This is a genomic window from Amycolatopsis sp. NPDC003865, from assembly GCF_053605345.1.
The window spans coordinates 93,832-110,727 of sequence record NZ_JBSGJA010000027.1; the positions used below are offsets into that span (position 1 = coordinate 93,832).

The following is a 16,896-nucleotide window of genomic DNA, read 5'->3' on the forward strand; positions in this document are numbered from 1 at the left end:
GGGTGCCCCGTACGCTGAGCCCCGTCACGCGTTGAAGGGGTGGAGAGTTGCCGTACGAACCGCGCTGGCCCGAGTCACACGGTGAGCAGACGGACGTCCTGCCGGTCGTCCGGCCCGAACCGGACCCGCACCCCCCGAAGAAGCGCGACCTGCGCAAGGCCGGCTGGATCGCGGGCGGGGTCTTCGGCCTGCTCGTCGTGGTCTACGGCGTCGACCTGCTGGTCAGCCAGGGCAGCGTCCCGCGCGGGGTGACCGTGGCCGGCGTCGACGTCGGCGGCATGGACCGCGCCGAGGCCGAGCAGGAGCTGCGCGGGCAGATCGAGCCGCGGCTGACGCGACCGCTGGCCGTCACCGCGGGCGACGTCCAGGGCACGCTCTCGCCGGCGGCCGCCGGGCTGAGCCTCGACTGGCCGAAGACCCTCGACCAGGCCGGCGAACAGCCGCTGAACCCGTTCACGCGCCTGGCGTCGCTGTTCTCCAGCCGCGAAGTCGGCGTCGTCAGCCAATCCGACGGCGCCAAGCTCGCCGCCGCCCTCGAGGGCCTGCGCGGCCAGGTCGACCGCGAGCCCGCCGAAGGCACCGTGAAGTTCGAGGGCACGAACCCGGTCGCCGTGCCGCCGAAGCCCGGGCAGAAGCTCGACGTCGAAGCCGCCAAGGCCGCGGTGGTCGAGAAGTGGGCGAGCGGCGCGACGCTGGCCCTGCCGGTGACCGGCACACCGGTCCGCACCACTCCCGAAGGCGTCCAGGCCGCGCTGGAGGAGTTCGCGCGGCCCGCCGTCTCGGGCCCGCTGGTCGTCAAGGGCGAAGGCAAGAACGCCACCGTGAAGCCGGAGGCGATCGCCGCGGCGATCACGTTCGAGCCCGCCGAGGGCGGCAGGCTGGCCCCGAAGATCGACAACGCCAAGATCGCCGAAGCCGCCGGGCCGCAGCTGAAGTCCACCGAGAAGGAGGGCAAGGAGGCGACGATCGTCTTCGAGGGCGGCAAGCCGACGGTCGACCCCTCCACCGACGGCCGGACCATCGACTGGGACCCGAGCCTCAAGCCGCTGCCCGAGGTCCTCAAGAAGACCGACGGCCGCGAGGTGCCGGCGATCTACAAGGACGCCCCGGCGAAGGTGACGACCGAGCAGGCGAACCAGCTGGGCGTCAAGGAGGTCGTCGGCGAGTTCACCACCGGCGGCTTCGCGCCCGACTCCGGCACCAACATCCGCGTCGTCGCGCAGAAGGTCAACGGCGCCATCGTCAAGCCGGGGGAAACCTTCAGCCTCAACGGGTTCACCGGCCCACGCGGCAAGGCGCAGGGCTACGTCGAGGCGGGCGTCATCAAGGACGGCGCCCCGGGCCGCGAGGTCGGCGGCGGCATCTCGCAGTTCGCGACCACGCTGTACAACGCGTCCTACTTCGCGGGCATGAAGGACGCGGGACACAAGGAGCACAGCTACTACATCAGCCGCTACCCCGCCGCGCGCGAGGCGACGGTGTTCCAGAACCCCAACGGCTCCAGCGTCATCGACCTCAAGTTCACCAACGACTCGCCGACCGGCATCGCGATCCAGGCGATCTGGACGCCGTCGTCGATCACCGTGAAGCTGTGGGGCACCAAGCGCTACACCGTCGAGTCGATCCCGGGCGGCCGGTCGAACCCGAGCGACCCGCAGCCCAAGGCGGGCCCGGCGGAGAACTGCCACGCGTCGAACGGCGCCCCGGGGTTCACCACGACCGACACCCGCGTGCTCAAGGACGCCGCCACCGGCCGCGAGGTGAGCCGGTCCACCCGGACCGTCCACTACAACCCGCAGCCGAAAATCACCTGCGGCCCCTCCTAACGGCCGTTCACGCAGCGCGTCCACGGAGGTACCGTGGGTAATCGTGGCGACGCGCGCGGCGGGCTTCCGGGACGTCCTCGCGGTGGCCGAGTTCCGGGCGCTGTTCTCCGCGCAGCTGGTCTCGGTCACCGGTGACCAGCTCGCGCGGGTCGCCCTGTCGATCCTGGTCTACGACCGGACGAACTCGCCGGGCTGGGCGGCGCTGACGTACGCGCTCACGTTTCTGCCGGACCTCGTGGGCGGGCCGCTGCTGTCCGGCCTGGCCGACCGGCACCCGCCGCGCGCGGTGCTGGTCACCGCCGACGTGCTGCGCGCGCCGGCGGTCGCCGCGATGGCGTGGCCGGGACTGCCGCTGCCGGCGGTCGCGGCCCTGCTGATCGGTGTCCAGCTGCTCAACCCCGTGTGGAACGCCGCTCGCGCGGCGGTGCTGCCGCAGGTGCTGCCCGGCGAGACGTTCGTGCCCGGGATGGGCCTGCTGATGATGCTGTCGCAGGCGGGGCAGATCGCCGGGTTCGCGCTGGGCGGGCTCGTGGTGGCGGCCACCGGCACCGGTGGCGCCCTGCTCGTGGACGCGGCGAGCTTCGCGGTGTCGGCGCTGGTGCTGGCCGCCGGCGTGCGGCCGCGGCCGCCGCGCGGGGCGTCCGGCGTCCGCTGGTGGCGGCACGTGCGGGCGGGCTGGACGGTGGTCGTCGGCGACCGGCGCCGGCTCGCGCTGGTCGCGCTGGGGTGCGTGTCGGGGATCTACATCGCGGGCGAGGCGGTCGCGGCGCCGTACGCGGCGGAACTGGGCGGCGGCGCGGCGGCCGTCGGGCTGCTGCTCGGGGCGTACGCGGCCGGAAACGTGGTCGGGATGGCGGCGCTGTCGCGGATCCCGTCTTCCCGGCGGGCCCGCTTGCTCGGGCCGCTCGCGGTCCTGGCGTGCGCGGCGCTGCTGGGCTGCGCGCTGCGCCCGGACCTCGAGGGCACGCTGGTGCTGCTGACACTGTCCGGTGTGGCCGGTTCGTACAACTTGATCGCCAACACGACGTTCGTCCAGCTGACCCCGGACGCCCAGCGCGCGCAGGCGTTCGGCTTCGCGTCGACGGCGTTGCGGGTGTCGCAGGGGCTGGGGGTGGTGCTGGCGGGGGTGGCGGCCGAACGCGCCGCGCCGCACGGAGTCGTGGCCGGCGCGGGCGCGATCGGCGTGGTGGTGGCGTTCGCCGCGGCTTCGTTCTGGCGGCGGGCGCGACCGGAGCCCCGGTGACCGGCCCGGCCGGCCGGTCACCGGGTACCGGTCAGCGCCGCGTCCAGTCGGTCGGGCACTGCGGCAGCGCTGGCGAGACGCCGGGGCGGGTCCAATCGGTCGGGAGCTCGCGGACGGTCCAGTCGGTCGGCAGTTCGCGGGCCGTCCAGTCGGTCGGCAGCCGCCGCGGGGTCCAGTCCGTCGGGATCTCACGGGTCCAGTCGGTGGGCAGCTGCCGGGTCCAGTCGGTCGGCCGCTGCGCGCGACGCCGGGACGGGACGATGTTCGCGTTGGGCAGGAAGTGCGACATGGTTTCTCCTGTTCGTGAGGGATCTTGCACGGTGAGTGACCGGACGGTAGCCCGACCAGCCTAGTGACACACCGCGTTCATTCGATTACAGTGACGATTTCCGCGAAGAGTTCCGTCCTGAGAAGAGGGGCGTTTCGTGGGATTGTCCGGGTCCCCAGGGCGAAAGCCCAGCTCAGAACGTCCACGATCGGGTTTCCGTACGTGGGCGATGTGGAAGCTGAACGCTCCGGTGCTCGGCTACGTCCTCATCGTCGACGCGCTGGCGGTGGTCGCGGTCGTCGCGACGGCCGCGCTGGTGCCCGTCACCACCCAGGCGGCGCTCTGGTGTGGACTGATCCTCGCGGGCGAGATCGTGCACCTCGAAGCGGCGCAACGCATCGAGCGCATCCGCGAGCTGGCCGCGGACGGTCGCCCGCACATGCACCTGCAGTCGATCTGGATCTTCGCCGGGCTGCTCCTGCTGCCCCCGCCGCTGGCCACGCTCGTCATCGTCGTCAGCTACGCCCATTCCTGGGTGCGGGTCTACAAACGACGCGGCGTGATTCACCGGAAAGTGTTCTCCGGAGCCACGGTCGTCCTCGCCTGCTTCGCCGCGGGCGCCGTGCTGTCGGCCGGCACCGGGCACGTGGCGCCGTACGTGCCGTACCTGGACGGGTTCGGCGGGATGACCGCGCTGCTGCTGTCCGGGATCGTCTACTTCGGACTCAACTACGTGCTGGTGATCCTGGCGATCCTGATGAGCAACCCGGGCAAGCCGCCGCGGCAGGCGTTCGGGAACCCGTCGGACGTGCTGATCGTGCTCGCCGCGGTCGGCGTGGGCTGCGGGATCGCGCTGGTGATGACGGTCCGGCCGTGGCTGCTGCCGGTGCTCATGGTGACGCCGGTGGCGCTGCACGTCGGCCTGCTGCTGCCGCAGTTCCAGGCGGCCGCGCGCACGGACTCCAAGACGGCGCTGCTCGCGCCGGAGTTCTGGGTCCAGCTGGCGCGCAACGAGCTGGCCCGCGCCGCCGAGCTGGCGTCGACGGCCGGCGTGCTGATGATCGACATCGACCACTTCAAGGCCATCGACGACGGCAACGGCCACCTCGCGGGCGACGAGGTCCTGCGCGCGATCGCGGCGGCGATCCAGGGCTCGGTCCGCGGCGGCGACTACGTGGGCCGCTTCGGCGGCGACGAGTTCGTGGTGCTGCTGCCGGGCACGACGAGCGCGGAGATCGTGTCCATCGCCGACCGCATCCGCGCGGCGATCGCCCGCGTCGAGGTGCCGGTCCCGGTGATCCGCCCGGGCAAGCCCGAGGTGATCGACGGCCTGACGGCGTCGATCGGCGCGGCGGTGTACCCGGAAACGGCGCAGGAGTACACGATCCTGCTGCAGGCGGCCGACGACGCGGTGTTCACGGCGAAGGCGGCGGGCCGCGACCGGGTGGTCCTGGCGGAGACGCGGACCGAGCTGGCCCGCCCGGAGATCCCGGACGTTCTCTGATCTCCGGACGGGCCGGTGGTCACGGCAGCGTCGCCAGCGAGTGCTCCAGTGTGGCCGCGGACAGGTCGTTGTCCACCATGTCCCCCGCCAGGTAGGCGCCGTAGGCCGGCAGGTCCAGGTGCGCGTGGCCGCACAGCGCCGTGAGGATCACCTTCTCCTCACCGGTCTCCTTGCACCGCAACGCTTCCTGGATGCACGCCGCCAGCGCGTGGGTCGGCTCCGGCGCCGGGATGATGCCCTCGGACCGCGCGAAGCGCACGCCCGCGGCGAAGCACTCCTGCTGCCCGATCGCGATCGCCTCGATCAGGCCGAGCTCGTAGATGTGCGAGATCAGCGGCGACATCCCGTGGTAGCGCAGGCCACCCGCGTGGATCGGGTCCGGGATGAACTCGTGCCCGAGCGTGTGCATCTTGAGCAACGGCGTGAGCCCGGCCGTGTCGCCGAAGTCGTAGGCGTACTTCCCGCGCGTCAGCGACGGGCACGCGGCCGGCTCGACCGCGCGGATCACCGGGTCCATCCGGCCGGCCAGCTTTTCCCGCAGGAACGGGAACGCCAGCCCGCCGAAGTTCGAGCCGCCGCCGGTGCAGCCGACCAGCACGTCCGGGGTGTCCCCGGCCAGCTCGAACTGCTTGAGCGCCTCTTCGCCGATGATCGTCTGGTGCAGCAGCACGTGGTTGAGCACGCTGCCGAGCGCGTACCGCGCGTCCGGGTCCTGCGCGGCCTGCTCGACCGCCTCGCTGATCGCGATGCCGAGGCTGCCGGTCGAGTCGGGGTGCTCGGCGAGGATCGCCTTGCCGGACTCGGTCAGCTCCGACGGGCTCGGGTGGACCGTCGCGCCGAACGTCTCCATCATCAGCTTGCGGTAGGGCTTCTGGTCGTAGGACGCGCGGACCTGCCAGACCTCGCACTCCAGCCCGTACTGGGCGCAGGCGAACGCGAGCGCGCTCCCCCACTGGCCGGCCCCGGTCTCGGTGGTCAGCCGGGTGACGCCCTCCTGCGCGTTGTAGAACGCCTGCGGCACCGCGGTGTTCGGCTTGTGCGACCCGACCGGGCTGACACCTTCGTACTTGTAGTAGATCCGCGCCGGCGTGCCGAGCGCCTTCTCCAGCCGCCGCGCCCGGAACAGCGGCGAGGGCCGCCAGAGCCGGTAGACCTCCCGCACCTCCTCCGGGATGTCGACATAGCGATCAGTCGTCACTTCCTGGGCGATGAGCGCCTGAGGGAAGAGCGGGGCGAGGTCCGCCGGCCCGACGGGCTCGCGGGTGCCGGGGTGCAGCGGGGGCGGGGGCGGCTCCGGCAGATCGGGGATGACGTTGTACCACTGGGTCGGCAGCTCGTCTTCGTCCAGGACGTACTTGGTCTTCTCGGCCATCGAGCCTCCTTGGTCGGCACCTCAACTTAGGACGCCTCCGGCCGCGGAGCCAGTACGGTGACCGGGTGGGGAACTACGTCCTGATCGACGCACCGTCCAACCTGGGCCTCCGCCCGCCGGCCGAGGGCGCGGTGCCCGGCTGCTACAAGACGCCCGGGGTGCTGCGCGACCTCGGGATCCTGGATCGCCTGGGCGCCTCCGACGGCGGCGTCGTGACGCCGGGGCGCTACGTCGGCACGTGGTCGCCGGGCGACGGCGTCCGCAATTCGGCGGCCATCGCCTCCTACACGCGCGCCCTCGCTTCGCGGATCGCCTCGGTCCGTTCGTCGGGCGGCTTCCCGGTGGTGCTGGGCGGCGACTGTTCGATCTCCCTGGGCGCGATGCTGGCGCTGCGCCGGACCGGCCGCCACGGCATCGCCTACCTGGACGGCCACGACGACTTCCGCCACCTGGGCATCGCCGCCCACGTCGGCGCGGCGGCCGGCGAAGACCTGGCCATCATGACCGGCCGCGGCGCCGCCGAACTGGCCGACATCGACGGGCTGCGGCCGTACGTGCGCGACGAGGACGTACGGGTGCTGGGGGTGCGGACGGCGGAGTCGTCCCAGCTGGACGCGGCGGGAATTTCCTTCGTCACTTCCGAAGAGCTGATGACCTCCGGCGTTTCCCTGCCGTCGTTCGACGGCGTGGCCGGGTTCTGGGTCCACGTGGACATCGACGTGCTGGACCCGGCGTACGTGTCCGCTGTGGACAGTCCCGATCCGGGCGGCCTGGACCCGGACACGCTGGTTTCGCTGCTGCGCGGGCTGCTGGCGCTGCCGGGCGCGGCGGGGTTCGAGCTGACGGTGTTCGACCCCGACCTCGACCCGGACGGCCGCCAGGCCGAGCTGGTCGCCGACATCCTGGAAAGGACCTTCCGATGAACAGTGCGCCGACGGACCTCCCGGTGTGGCACCCGCCGTCCGGTCGCGGCCCGGGCCTGGTGCTGGTCCAGGAGATCTTCGGCCTGGACGACTACCTGCGTTCGGTGGCGGCGGACCTCGCGGCGGCGGGGTACGTGGTGGCGATCCCGGAGCTGTTCCGGCGCATCGCGCCCGGCTGGTCGTCGACCCACGACGAGGCCGGGGTGGCGGCGTCGATGGAGGTGGCGTCGAAGTTCGACCCGGCGCTGGGGCTCGCCGACGTGCTGGAAACCGTGGCCCGCTTGCGTTCTTCGCCTTCGGTGACGGGCGGAGTGGGTGTGCTGGGCTTCTGCTTGGGCGGGTCGCTGGCGTTCGCGGCGGCGGCCGAGGGCGATCCCGACGTGGCGGTGTCGTTCTACGGCTCGACGGTCGCGAGCGGGATCGCGGACCTGGCGCGGGTGACGTGCCCGATCCAGTTCCACTTCGGCGGGCGGGACCCGTACATCCCGCGGACGGACGTGGCCGTGGTCGAGGCGGCGGTGGCCGGGCACCCGGGGGCGGAGATCCACGTGCAGGAGGAGGCGGGGCACGCGTTCCACAACAACGTGGCCCCGATGTTCCACCACCCGGAGGCGGCGGCGCACGCCTGGGGCCTGACCACGGAGTTCCTCCGGCGCACCCTGCCGGCGTGACACCGGGCGGGCGGGTCGCCGAGGTGGTCATCCTGCTGCTGTGGTTCGTGCTGTTCGCTCGTATCGCCGCTTTACTGGGCACGGACCTCGCCGCCGCCAACGCTCATGCGCTGGCCGTCCAGTCGGCGGAACACGCGGTGCACATCGACGTCGAGTCGAGCGCGAACCGTTGGCTGGCCGGGAATCCGCCGCTCGCCCACCTGGCGGTGTATGTGTACCGGCTGTACTACGTGGCGATCGCGGGCGTGCTGGTGTGGGTGTTCGTCCGGCACACCGAGGTGTACCGCCGGGTCCGCCGGACGATGGTCGCGATGACGGTGCTCGTGCTGCCGGTCTACTGGGCGGTACCGCTGGCTCCACCACGCTCGGCGTTGCCGGGCGCGGTGGACATCGTGGCCCGGTACGACTTGTTCCACCAGGAGAGCTGGGTGCATCCGACCCACTACACGGCGATGCCGAGCATGCACGTGGGCTGGTCGCTGTGGTGCGCTTATGCGGTGTGGACCGCGCTCCGGGGCAAGCGGTGGGCGTTGTCGGCGTGGCTGTTCCCGGTGCTCATGGTGGGCGTGGTGATCACCACGGGGAACCACTACGTGCTGGACGTCGTGGGCAGCGTGGCGTTGCTGGCGGCGTCGATCGCGGCGGCGTGGGCGTCGGGCCGCCTCGTCGCGCGTCGGCACCACGGTTGGCACCGCGTCGTCTAAAGTCACCACCAGCGCATAAGCCGAGTCCGTCAGCCGGAGGAACGCCCATGCCCTACGCCGTGGACTTCACCACCGTGTCGACCACCGGCCTGGAGTCGTCGCCGGTCGCGGCCGCGCTCGCCGGCCTGCGGGCGAACGAGGCCCGGTACTTCAAGAACAAGTACGACCACGTGTTCACGGTCGAGCCCGCGCCGGACGCGCGGCCCGTCGTCGACTGGGTGCACCGGATCCTCGAGACCGAACGCGGGATCACCATCGCGTCCCGCCCGCTCGAGGCGACGGAGTTCCAGGTCGAGAACATCCGGATGGCCTACGTGTTCTACGAGAACGGCCTGTCGGTCAACGTGATGTACACAGTGGACGACGGCGGGAAGCGCGCGGTCGGGTTCAAGCTGTCCGACGGGATGGAGGTGCCTGCCGAACTGGCGGCGTTCAAGTTCGCCCGCCAGAAGTCCAAGCTGGCCGGTACGATCCGCGGCTCCTACTTCGTCATCAAGGGCGAGTACTGACCCGGGCTAACCGATCAGCTGCGTGGTCAACGCGCGCGCGAGCCACTCCTCGTACTCGTCGTCGGTCCACCCGCGCCCGCCCGCCAGCAGCTGGTAGACCTGCGGCGAATTCAGCGTCCACACGATGTCCCGGGCGCGGTCGAAGCCGAGCCCGGGGCGCAGCCCGCCGATCTCGGCGACCGCCCGGACCACCGCACCGGCGCCCACCAGCCGTTCCCCCTCGATCGTGTCGGCGAACGCGGCCAGCTCCGGGTTTCCCGAGCGCGCCGCCGACAGCAGCAGCGCCAGCAGCGGGCTGAGGCGGGCCGACAGCACGCGGCACACCGCCGCGTACTTGTGCAGTTTTCCGACGGCCGAGGTCTCGGCGGCGAACTCCCGCCAGACGGGCCGCTCCATGAGCGGCGTCGGCTCGTCGTCGCCCGCGAGCACCACGTCGTAGACGCCCTTGATCAGGTTCCCCTTGGTGCCGAAGGCCTTGTACACGGTGTCGATCGACACCCCGGCCGCCCCCGCGACAGCCTTGATCGTGGTGGCCGCGTAGCCGTTGTCGAGCAGCAGCCGGTAGGTCGCGTCGAGGATCCGCCGCCGGGTGGCTCTCGCCTGCTCGGCCCGGGTCGAGTTGTCGTAGCGGCGTGGCTCCGCGGGCTTCTTGACGCCCTCGTGTGACATTGCTTATAGTCCCCTTAGATTCAATCTATCTCTACTATAACCAAGGAGAGGTGTCATGGACACCACGACCCGCGGTTCCACCGGAAGACCCAGCACCTCCGACGACGAAGCCATCGCGGTCTGCGTCCGCGCGATGCACCTGATGGGCACCGGCAGCCTCGCCGACCTCCGCACCGTCATCCACCCCGACGCCACCAACCGGGAGGGCAAGGACGAGCCCGAGGCCTGCCGCGGACGTGGTGCCGAAGCGTTCTACGCGACGGCGTTGTGGCTGCGCGCCGCCTATTCGGACCTGCACTGGGAAATCCACGACGCCGTGCACGCCGGCGACCTGGTGGTGCTCCACACCAGCATGGTGGGCCGGCAGACCGGGCCGTTCGTGACTTACGACGAGCGTGCCGCGGTCAAGCAGGCGATGCCGCCCAGGGGGAACGCCTTCAGCGTCACGCAGTCCCACTGGTTCCGGGTGGCGGGGAGCAAGGTCGTCGAGCACTGGGCGAACCGCGACGACCTGGGCATGGCCGAGCAGCTGGGCTGGATCCCGCCCACCCCGCCGTACCTGGTGCGGATGGCGCTGGCCAAACGCCGGGCCGCGCGGGCCGCTTCCTGACCGCCCGCCAACCGATCAGGAATCGAGAAGCGCTGGTCACCGCGCCGGACCTAGCGTTACCGGCATGACGAACATCGACTCCATCACCCTCGAGGTCGCCGACACCGCGGCGGCCGAGCGCTTCTACGCCGACGCCTTCGGCCTCACCGGCCGGCTCCGCTTCCGGACCGCGCGGCAGCCGTCCAGCGGGTTCCGCGGCTACACCCTCTCCCTCACCGTCGCCCAGCCCGGCGACGTCGACTCGCTCATGGCCAGTGCCGTGGAAGCCGGGGCCACCACGCTCAAGCCCGCCGCCAAGTCCATGTGGGGCTACGGCGGCGCCGTCCAGGCCCCCGACGGCGCGATCTGGACCCTCGCCACCTCGAACAAGAAGGACACCGGCCCCGTCACGCGGGCGTTCGACGCCATCGTGCTGCTGCTCGGCGTGGCCGACGTCGCCGCCACCAAGAAGTTCTACGTCGATCACGGGCTCGCCGTCGCGAAGAGCTTCGGCCGCATGTACGTCGAGTTCGAAGGCGGCGAGAGCCCGATCAAGCTGGCGCTCTACCGCCGCAAGGCGCTCGCCAAGCAGGCCGGCGTCGCCCACGAAGGCAGTGGGTCGCACCGGATCGCCGTCAACAACCCGTCCGGGGCGTTCACGGACCCGGACGGGTTCGCTTGGGAAGTGAGCACGCACGAGTCACTTGACGCGTAAAAGCCACTGACCCGCTCGGCGGGCACGGCCTTGGGGCTGCCGACGCAGAGGTAGCCGCGGTAGGTGCGCCCCTTCACCCGCTCGGTCACCGGCCGGAACCGATCGGGGCGCAGCCCGCGGAACCGCGTGGCGACGACGTCTTCGTACAGCCGATCGGAAACGACCACCACGACGTCTTCACCGGCGTGGCGGGCCAGCGTTTCGCGCGCGGAGTCCGCGTCGAGCAACCGGCAGGCGACGACCAGGGCGTCCCCGATCGGCCCGAACACGCCGGCGGTCAGGGCGCCGTGGTGCATCGAAATCCGCAACCGCACCCGGGGCCGGCTCCCCCGGCGCAGTTCTTCCGCGACCTCGTGGGCGAAATCCGCGACGACCCGGGAAACGTCGGAATCGGCGGGCAGGATCGCCAGTTCACCGTCCCCCCGTGGTTGCCGGAGCCATTCGGCGCGGGCGAGCCCGGCCCGTTCGGCGGCCCGGTCGAGCACTTCTTCCAGCCGGAGCAGCACCGCGGCCTGATCGAGGATCCCCCGTCGTGAGAACCCTTCGACGTCGACGGCGATGACCAGTCCGTAAACGAGTTGACCTTTGTGCAGCATTGTCCGTCCCCTCGGCAGAGCCGATGTCCCTGAGCCGATTGAACAGGCGCGCGCGGTTTTCGCACCACGTTGGCGGACACACGAAGACGAACGCGAAAGGATGAGACGATGTGAGACAAAACCGGCCGGGATGGGACACGATGTCACCATGCCGCTTGCCCGAACCGGACCGTTCGGTGACCTTGACCCGTCCGGGGTCTCGACGCTCACCCAGTTGGCCGCGCTGCTCCGGCAATGCCGGGTGCGCGCCGGGAACCCGTCGCTGCGCGACATCGAGCGGCTCGGCGAGAAACAGGGCCACGTGCTGCCCCGCTCCACCGTGGCCGGGGTACTGGCGGGCAGGCGCGGGCCGCGGCGCGATCTTTTCCTGGCCCTGCTGACGGCGTTCGGCATTCCCGAAGAAGACCGGGCTGCGTGGACGAACGCGTGGGAAAGAGCCGTCGCCGGGCAGCCCGCGGACGTCGTCGCCGACGCGGAGGACGAAGAGGTGCCCGACTTCTGGCGGTTCCCGCCGGACGAGCCGGTGATGATCACCTGCGGGCGGATCCCGGAATCGGCGGCAGGCAAATTCGGACCGAGCGATCCGCGGGACCCCGACTACGTCGATTTGCTGACCTACGCCGATCCGGATGCGCTGGTCCACCTCTTCGGCCATATCCGCGCGCTGAACCCGGAAAACGACGTACGGTTCGCGCGAACGGACGAGCTCCAAACCGCGGACTACGCCAGTCACCTTGTGGTGATCGGCGGATCGGACTTCAACGCGCTGACCCGGGACATGTTTTCCGCCCTGCACCTGCCCGCGAAAATATCGGTCCGCAGGGACGAAATGGATTGGCTCGGCGTGGAAGTCCTCGACGGAGGCGAACCACGGCGGTTCAGCCCCGTCCGCGACGACGCGTACGGGACCGGGACGCCGATTCTCCACGAGGACGTGATCCTGTTCTTCCGCGGCGTCAACCCGCTCGACCGGCGGCGCACCATCACGATCTGCGCGGGCGGGTACGCCCGTGGCACCCTGGCCGCGGCCCGGTGCCTGACCGACCCGGTCCTCGGGCCCGCCAACCAGGCGTACCTGCGCGGCAGGGTCGGCGCCAACCAGCACTTCGGGTTCGTCGCGCGCGCGTTCGTCATCGACCGGGTGGTGGCCCCGCCGGACCTCACCAACCCGGAGCACCGGCTCTACGAGTGGATGCGGCCCGAGTGATCTGCGGCCGCGTGCCGGACCGGTCAGACTGGTCGGCGTGCCGGAACTGCCCGAAGTGGAGCTCGCCCGCCAGGTCCTCGCCGACGCGCTCGGCCGGGAGATCCGGGACGTCGACGACCACGACGACTGGGTCTGCCGTCCGCACGCGCCCGGGGACCTCGCCGCCGCGCTGCGGGGCGGGCGGCTCACCGAGGCGCACCGGCGGGGCAAGACGCTGTGGTGCGAAACGGAGAACGGCGACGGCGAGCCCGGCCCGAACCTCGGCCTGCACCTGGGGATGGCCGGGCAGCTGCGGTTCGCGGGCCGTAGCGGGCCGCCCGGGCCCCGCCGCTTCCGCGGCCGCGACGAGAAGCCCGAATGGTTCCGCTTCGGGATCACCTTCGCCGACGGCGAACGGCTGCGCCTCTTCGACACGCGCCGGCTCAGCCGGGTGCGCCTCGACCCCGACCTCGACGCGCTCGGCCCGGACGCGGGCGAGGTGTCGCGCGCGGACTTCCGCACGCGCGTGGGCCGCGGGCGCGCGCCGGTGAAGGCGCGGCTGCTCGACCAGTCCGTGCTGGCCGGGATCGGGAACCTGCTGGCCGACGAAACCCTGTGGCAGGCGGCGGTGAGCCCGGCCCGCCCGGTGCACGAGCTGACCGGCGAGGAGCTCACGGACCTGCACAAGGCGCTGCGGAAGTCGTTGCGCGCGGCGATCAAGCACGGCGGCGTGCACACGGGCGAGATCATCGGGCACCGCCACGCGGGCGGCCACTGCCCCCGCTGCGGCGCGGAGATGGCGCACGGCACGGTCGGCGGCCGGTCGACCTGGTGGTGCGCGAAGGAACAGGCCTAGCGCGGCCCGAGCCCGGTGCGCCCGTCGATCAGCTCCCGGGCGACGTCGAGGTGGCCGGCGTGGCGGGCCGTCTCCTCGACCATGTGCAGGACCACGCCGCGCAGGTCGGCGATCTCGTCCCCGAGCGGCGCGGGGTGGCGCAGCTTCGGCGGCGCGGACAACGGCGTCGCGGCGAAGATCTCGTCGGAGCGGCGGCACTGTTCGCGGTAGAAGGCGAAGACGACGTCGGGCGAACGGGGGGTTCGCAGCGGCTCGTGGTCGTCGCCGGGCCAGGGCAGCGGGTCCGCGGTACCGGTGACGATCTCCTGGAACCAGTGCCGCTCGGCGTACCCGAGGTGCTCGACCATGCCCAGCGGGGTCCAGCCGGACGGCAGGACCGGGGTCGTCAGCGCCGCTTCGCCGAGGCCGTCGAGGATCGCCGTCACGACCACGCGCTGGGCGTGCAGGAACGACAGCAGGGTGCTCTTCTCGTCCGCCACGACGGGCACCCTAGCGGCAGGTGGGCACCCTGGCGGACGGTTTTTGTCGGTGGTGTTCGGTAGCTTGGCGGACATGGCAACACTGGTCACCTTCCACGCCCACCCGGACGACGAATGCCTGCGCACCGCCGGTGTCATGGCCAAGGCCGTCGCCGAAGGGCACCGCGTCGTGCTCGTCGTCGCCACCAAGGGCGAGGTCGGCGAGGTCCCCGACGGCTTCCTCGCCGAGGGCGAACAACTGTGGGAACGGCGCGTGCGGGAGTCGCACGCGGCCGCGGAGATCCTCGGGGTGGCCCGCGTCGAGTTCCTGGGCTACCGCGACTCCGGGATGATGGGCGAGCCGACGAACGACGACCCGGCGTGCTTCTGGCGGGCGGACGTCGAAACGGCGGCCGGGCAGCTGGCGGAGATCCTGCGCGAAGAGTCGGCCGACGTGCTGACGGTGTACGACGACAACGGCGACTACGGCCACCCGGACCACATCCAGGTCCACCGGGTCGGCCTGCGCGCGGCCGAGCTGGCGGGCACCGCCAGGGTGTTCCAGGCGACGTTCAACCGCGAGTTCATGCAGCGCGGCTTCGAGGAGGCGGTGGAGCAGGGGCTCATGCCCGAGGAGGCGGCGCCGAAGCCACCGGAGAACGTCGAGTTCGGGAAGCCGGAGGCCGAGATCACGGCGGCCGTGGACGTGTCGAAGTACGTGGGGCTGAAGCGGGCGGCGATGCGGGCGCACCCGAGTCAGATCAGCGAGGACATGTTCATGCTGGCCATGCCCGATGATGCTTTCGCTTTCGCGTTCGGGACCGAGTGGTTCATCCGGACCGGGCAGGGGCCGGGGATCACGGAGACGGATTTGCTGGCCGGGCTGTAGGGGCCGGGCTGGGCCGGGGCCGAGACCGGGCCGAGCCGGCCGGGGGCTTGGGCCAAGCCGGGGCCGGGGCGGGCCGAGGGCTTGGGCCGGGGCCGAGGGCTTGGGCCGGGGCCGGGGCCGGGGCCGGGGCCGGGGCCGGGGCCGGGGCCGGGGAGAGGGTAAATCGCGGGGCGCAGCGCCGGGCCCCCGTCACCCCACGCCCCCACTGGCGAGCCCGCCCTGCCTGCGTTGGTGGGCCCGGCGAGCGTTCGCGGCGCCGGTGCCGCTGCCGGTGGCGGTCGCCCGCCCGGCCGCTCTCAGTCCAGCGCCGCCGTTACCTCCAGCTCCACCAACTGGCCTTCATACCCCAGCTGGGCCACCCCCAGCAGCGTGCTCGCCGAGGTGAACGCCGCTCCGATCTCCGAGCCCGTCAACCGGTCCCACACCTCCGACAGCACCTCGCGGTCCGTCGTCACCACGTAGACCACCGTCCGGACCACGTCCGCCGGCGTTGCCCCCGCGAACTTCAACGCCGTCGCCGTGTTGGCCACCACCCGGTCGACCTGGTCGCTCAGCCCCTCCGCCACCGTTCCGTCCGGCGCCAGCGGGCACTGGCCCGCCAGGTACACCGTTCGTCCGCGCGAGACCGAGACCACGTGGTGGTAGCCCGGTGGTGTGTGCAGCCCGGGTGGGTTCTGCCGTTCAATGGTCACCACCGCATCTTCGCCGGGCGCGCAACCGATTACCCAGGGAGGGCACGTGCGCAGGACCATCGACTGGGCCGACGGCGCCGTCGTCGTCATCGACCAGACCGCCCTGCCCGGCGAGTTCCGGCTGCTGTACCTGCGGACCGTCGGTGAGCTCGTCGACGCCATCAAACGGCTCGCCGTCCGCGGGGCGCCCGCCCTCGGGGCCGCCGGCGCTCTCGGGGTCGCCCTCGCCGCCCGGATCGGGGACGACGTCGAGGCCGATGCCCGTCGGATCGCCACCGCCCGGCCCACCGCCGTCAACCTCGCCTGGGGCGTCGAGCGCGCCCTCGCGAAGCGCAGCGAAGGTCCCGAAGCCGTCCTCAAAGAAGCTCTGGCCCTGCTCGACGAGGACGAAGCACTCAACAAGGCCGCCTCGGCGCACGCCGCCGAAGTCGTGCTCCACGAATGCCCGCGCCGGCCGCTGAGGCTGCTCAGCCACTGCAACGCCGGGCAGCTCGCCACCGTCGGGTGGGGCAGCGCCCTCGGCGTCGTCTGGCACCTGCACGATCGCGGGCTCGTCGGCGAAGTCCTCGTCGACGAGACCCGCCCGCTCCTCCAAGGCGCCCGGCTGACGGCGTGGGAACTCGCCGAGGCCGGCGTCCCCTACCGCGTCCAGCCCGACGGCGCCGCCGCGGCCGCCATGGCCAGGGGGATGGTCGACTGCGTGCTCGTCGGGGCCGACCGGATCGCCGCCAACGGCGACGTCGCCAACAAGATCGGGACCTACGGCCTCGCCATCGCCGCCAAGCACCACGGGATCCCGTTCGTCGTCGTCGCGCCGTCGTCCACTGTGGACACGACCCTCGAGACCGGCGCGGGCATCGCCATCGAAGAGCGCGACGCCCGCGAGCTCACCGCGTTCGCCGGCACGCCGATCACGCCGGGGGGAACCCAAGCCTTCAACCCGGCCTTCGACGTCACCCCGTACGAGCTCATCACGGCCGTGGTCACCGAACACGGCCGCCTCGAACCCTAGGGGCGCGGGCCGATCTCGCGGCCGCCGTCGGTCACCGTGATCGCCATCGCCGGGCACGAGTCCGCCGCGTCCAGCACCGTCTCGTCGGCCTCCACCTCGGACGCCGCCGTCTGCGCGACCGCACCGTCCAGGACGAACACCTCGGGCATCAGCGCGGCGCACATCCCCGAGCCGATGCAGGTGTGTTCGTCGACTTCCACGTGCCAGGTCATGC

19 protein-coding genes are annotated in these 16,896 nt (G+C 71.9%); 13 read left to right on the forward strand and 6 right to left on the reverse strand.

All coding sequences use genetic code 11. From position 1 onward, the window contains the following. Positions 1-47 precede the first annotated feature (47 nt). Together ACWEVP_RS42750 and ACWEVP_RS42755 are read left to right on the forward strand one after the other, a co-directional pair. Positions 48-1,826, forward strand: a complete 1,779-nt coding sequence (locus ACWEVP_RS42750) for a VanW family protein (protein ID WP_452068305.1) — start codon at positions 48-50, stop codon at positions 1,824-1,826. Between the two features lie 43 nt (positions 1,827-1,869). Continuing rightward, a complete protein-coding gene (locus ACWEVP_RS42755) occupies positions 1,870-3,069 on the forward strand; it encodes an MFS transporter (RefSeq protein WP_452068306.1) in 1,200 nt (399 codons plus the stop codon). A gap of 31 nt (positions 3,070-3,100) precedes the next feature. Here ACWEVP_RS42755 and ACWEVP_RS42760 read toward each other — a convergent pair whose 3' ends face one another. Further along, positions 3,101-3,358 carry a hypothetical protein gene (locus ACWEVP_RS42760; protein ID WP_452068307.1) on the reverse strand — a complete coding sequence of 86 codons (258 nt, stop codon included), beginning with the start codon at positions 3,356-3,358 and terminating at the stop codon, positions 3,101-3,103. A gap of 208 nt (positions 3,359-3,566) precedes the next feature. Here ACWEVP_RS42760 and ACWEVP_RS42765 point away from each other — a divergent pair, with 208 nt between their 5' ends. After that, positions 3,567-4,841: a diguanylate cyclase gene (locus ACWEVP_RS42765; RefSeq protein ID WP_452068308.1), complete on the forward strand. Its 1,275-nt coding sequence runs from the start codon at positions 3,567-3,569 to the stop codon at positions 4,839-4,841. Between the two features lie 19 nt (positions 4,842-4,860). Here the strand turns inward: ACWEVP_RS42765 and ACWEVP_RS42770 are convergent, their stop codons facing one another. Continuing rightward, a complete protein-coding gene (locus ACWEVP_RS42770; protein WP_452068309.1) occupies positions 4,861-6,213 on the reverse strand; it encodes a TrpB-like pyridoxal phosphate-dependent enzyme in 1,353 nt (450 codons plus the stop codon). A 65-nt stretch (positions 6,214-6,278) separates the two neighbouring features. On the opposite strand from ACWEVP_RS42770, the gene ACWEVP_RS42775 reads away from it, so the two are divergent. The 4 genes from ACWEVP_RS42775 to ACWEVP_RS42790 are packed head-to-tail and all read left to right on the forward strand — an operon-like array spanning position 6,279 to position 9,020. Continuing rightward, entirely contained in the window at positions 6,279-7,136 is an 858-nt protein-coding gene (locus ACWEVP_RS42775) for an arginase family protein (RefSeq protein ID WP_452068310.1), read from the forward strand. Beyond that, entirely contained in the window at positions 7,133-7,807 is a 675-nt protein-coding gene (locus ACWEVP_RS42780) for a dienelactone hydrolase family protein (protein WP_452068311.1), read from the forward strand. The genes ACWEVP_RS42775 and ACWEVP_RS42780 overlap by 4 nt, the downstream gene beginning before the upstream one ends. Further along, positions 7,804-8,511: a phosphatase PAP2 family protein gene (locus ACWEVP_RS42785; RefSeq protein ID WP_452068312.1), complete on the forward strand. Its 708-nt coding sequence runs from the start codon at positions 7,804-7,806 to the stop codon at positions 8,509-8,511. The genes ACWEVP_RS42780 and ACWEVP_RS42785 overlap by 4 nt, the downstream gene beginning before the upstream one ends. A 47-nt stretch (positions 8,512-8,558) precedes the next feature. Next, complete coding sequence (locus ACWEVP_RS42790; RefSeq protein WP_452068313.1) at positions 8,559-9,020, forward strand: phage tail protein; 462 nt, start codon at positions 8,559-8,561, stop codon at positions 9,018-9,020. 6 nt (positions 9,021-9,026) lie between these two features. Here ACWEVP_RS42790 and ACWEVP_RS42795 read toward each other — a convergent pair whose 3' ends face one another. Then, positions 9,027-9,689, reverse strand: coding sequence for a TetR/AcrR family transcriptional regulator (locus ACWEVP_RS42795; protein ID WP_452068314.1), 663 nt, complete (start codon positions 9,687-9,689; stop codon positions 9,027-9,029). A gap of 55 nt (positions 9,690-9,744) precedes the next feature. On the opposite strand from ACWEVP_RS42795, the gene ACWEVP_RS42800 reads away from it, so the two are divergent. From ACWEVP_RS42800 to ACWEVP_RS42815, 4 genes are all read left to right on the forward strand, one after another. Beyond that, entirely contained in the window at positions 9,745-10,299 is a 555-nt protein-coding gene (locus tag ACWEVP_RS42800) for an ester cyclase (RefSeq protein ID WP_452068315.1), read from the forward strand. A gap of 64 nt (positions 10,300-10,363) precedes the next feature. Then, positions 10,364-10,993 (forward strand): glyoxalase, encoded by a 630-nt coding sequence (locus ACWEVP_RS42805; RefSeq protein ID WP_452068316.1) that lies wholly within the window; start codon positions 10,364-10,366, stop codon positions 10,991-10,993. Positions 10,994-11,737: 744 nt separating this feature from the next. Continuing rightward, the gene (locus ACWEVP_RS42810; protein ID WP_452068317.1) at positions 11,738-12,796 is read left to right on the forward strand and encodes a helix-turn-helix domain-containing protein; all 1,059 of its coding nucleotides are present in this window, start codon (positions 11,738-11,740) and stop codon (positions 12,794-12,796) included. Between the two features lie 37 nt (positions 12,797-12,833). Next, positions 12,834-13,631 carry an Fpg/Nei family DNA glycosylase gene (locus ACWEVP_RS42815; RefSeq protein WP_452068318.1) on the forward strand — a complete coding sequence of 266 codons (798 nt, stop codon included), beginning with the start codon at positions 12,834-12,836 and terminating at the stop codon, positions 13,629-13,631. On the opposite strand, the gene ACWEVP_RS42820 is transcribed toward ACWEVP_RS42815, so the two are convergent. Continuing rightward, a complete protein-coding gene (locus ACWEVP_RS42820; RefSeq protein ID WP_452068319.1) occupies positions 13,628-14,110 on the reverse strand; it encodes a DinB family protein in 483 nt (160 codons plus the stop codon). The two genes, ACWEVP_RS42815 and ACWEVP_RS42820, sit on opposite strands and share 4 nt — an antisense overlap. 73 nt (positions 14,111-14,183) lie before the next feature. Between ACWEVP_RS42820 and ACWEVP_RS42825 the strand changes: the two genes are divergently transcribed. Continuing rightward, a complete protein-coding gene (locus ACWEVP_RS42825; protein WP_452068320.1) occupies positions 14,184-14,978 on the forward strand; it encodes a PIG-L family deacetylase in 795 nt (264 codons plus the stop codon). Between the two features lie 296 nt (positions 14,979-15,274). Here the strand turns inward: ACWEVP_RS42825 and ACWEVP_RS42830 are convergent, their stop codons facing one another. Beyond that, on the reverse strand, positions 15,275-15,670 hold the full coding sequence (locus tag ACWEVP_RS42830; protein ID WP_452068321.1) for a RidA family protein: 396 nt from the start codon (positions 15,668-15,670) through the stop codon (positions 15,275-15,277). Positions 15,671-15,716: 46 nt separating this feature from the next. On the opposite strand from ACWEVP_RS42830, the gene mtnA reads away from it, so the two are divergent. After that, positions 15,717-16,682 carry an S-methyl-5-thioribose-1-phosphate isomerase gene (mtnA, locus tag ACWEVP_RS42835; protein WP_452068322.1) on the forward strand — a complete coding sequence of 322 codons (966 nt, stop codon included), beginning with the start codon at positions 15,717-15,719 and terminating at the stop codon, positions 16,680-16,682. Here mtnA and ACWEVP_RS42840 read toward each other — a convergent pair. Then, entirely contained in the window at positions 16,679-16,894 is a 216-nt protein-coding gene (locus ACWEVP_RS42840; protein ID WP_452068323.1) for a ferredoxin, read from the reverse strand. The genes mtnA and ACWEVP_RS42840 overlap by 4 nt on opposite strands. Between the last annotated feature and the right edge of the window lie 2 nt (positions 16,895-16,896).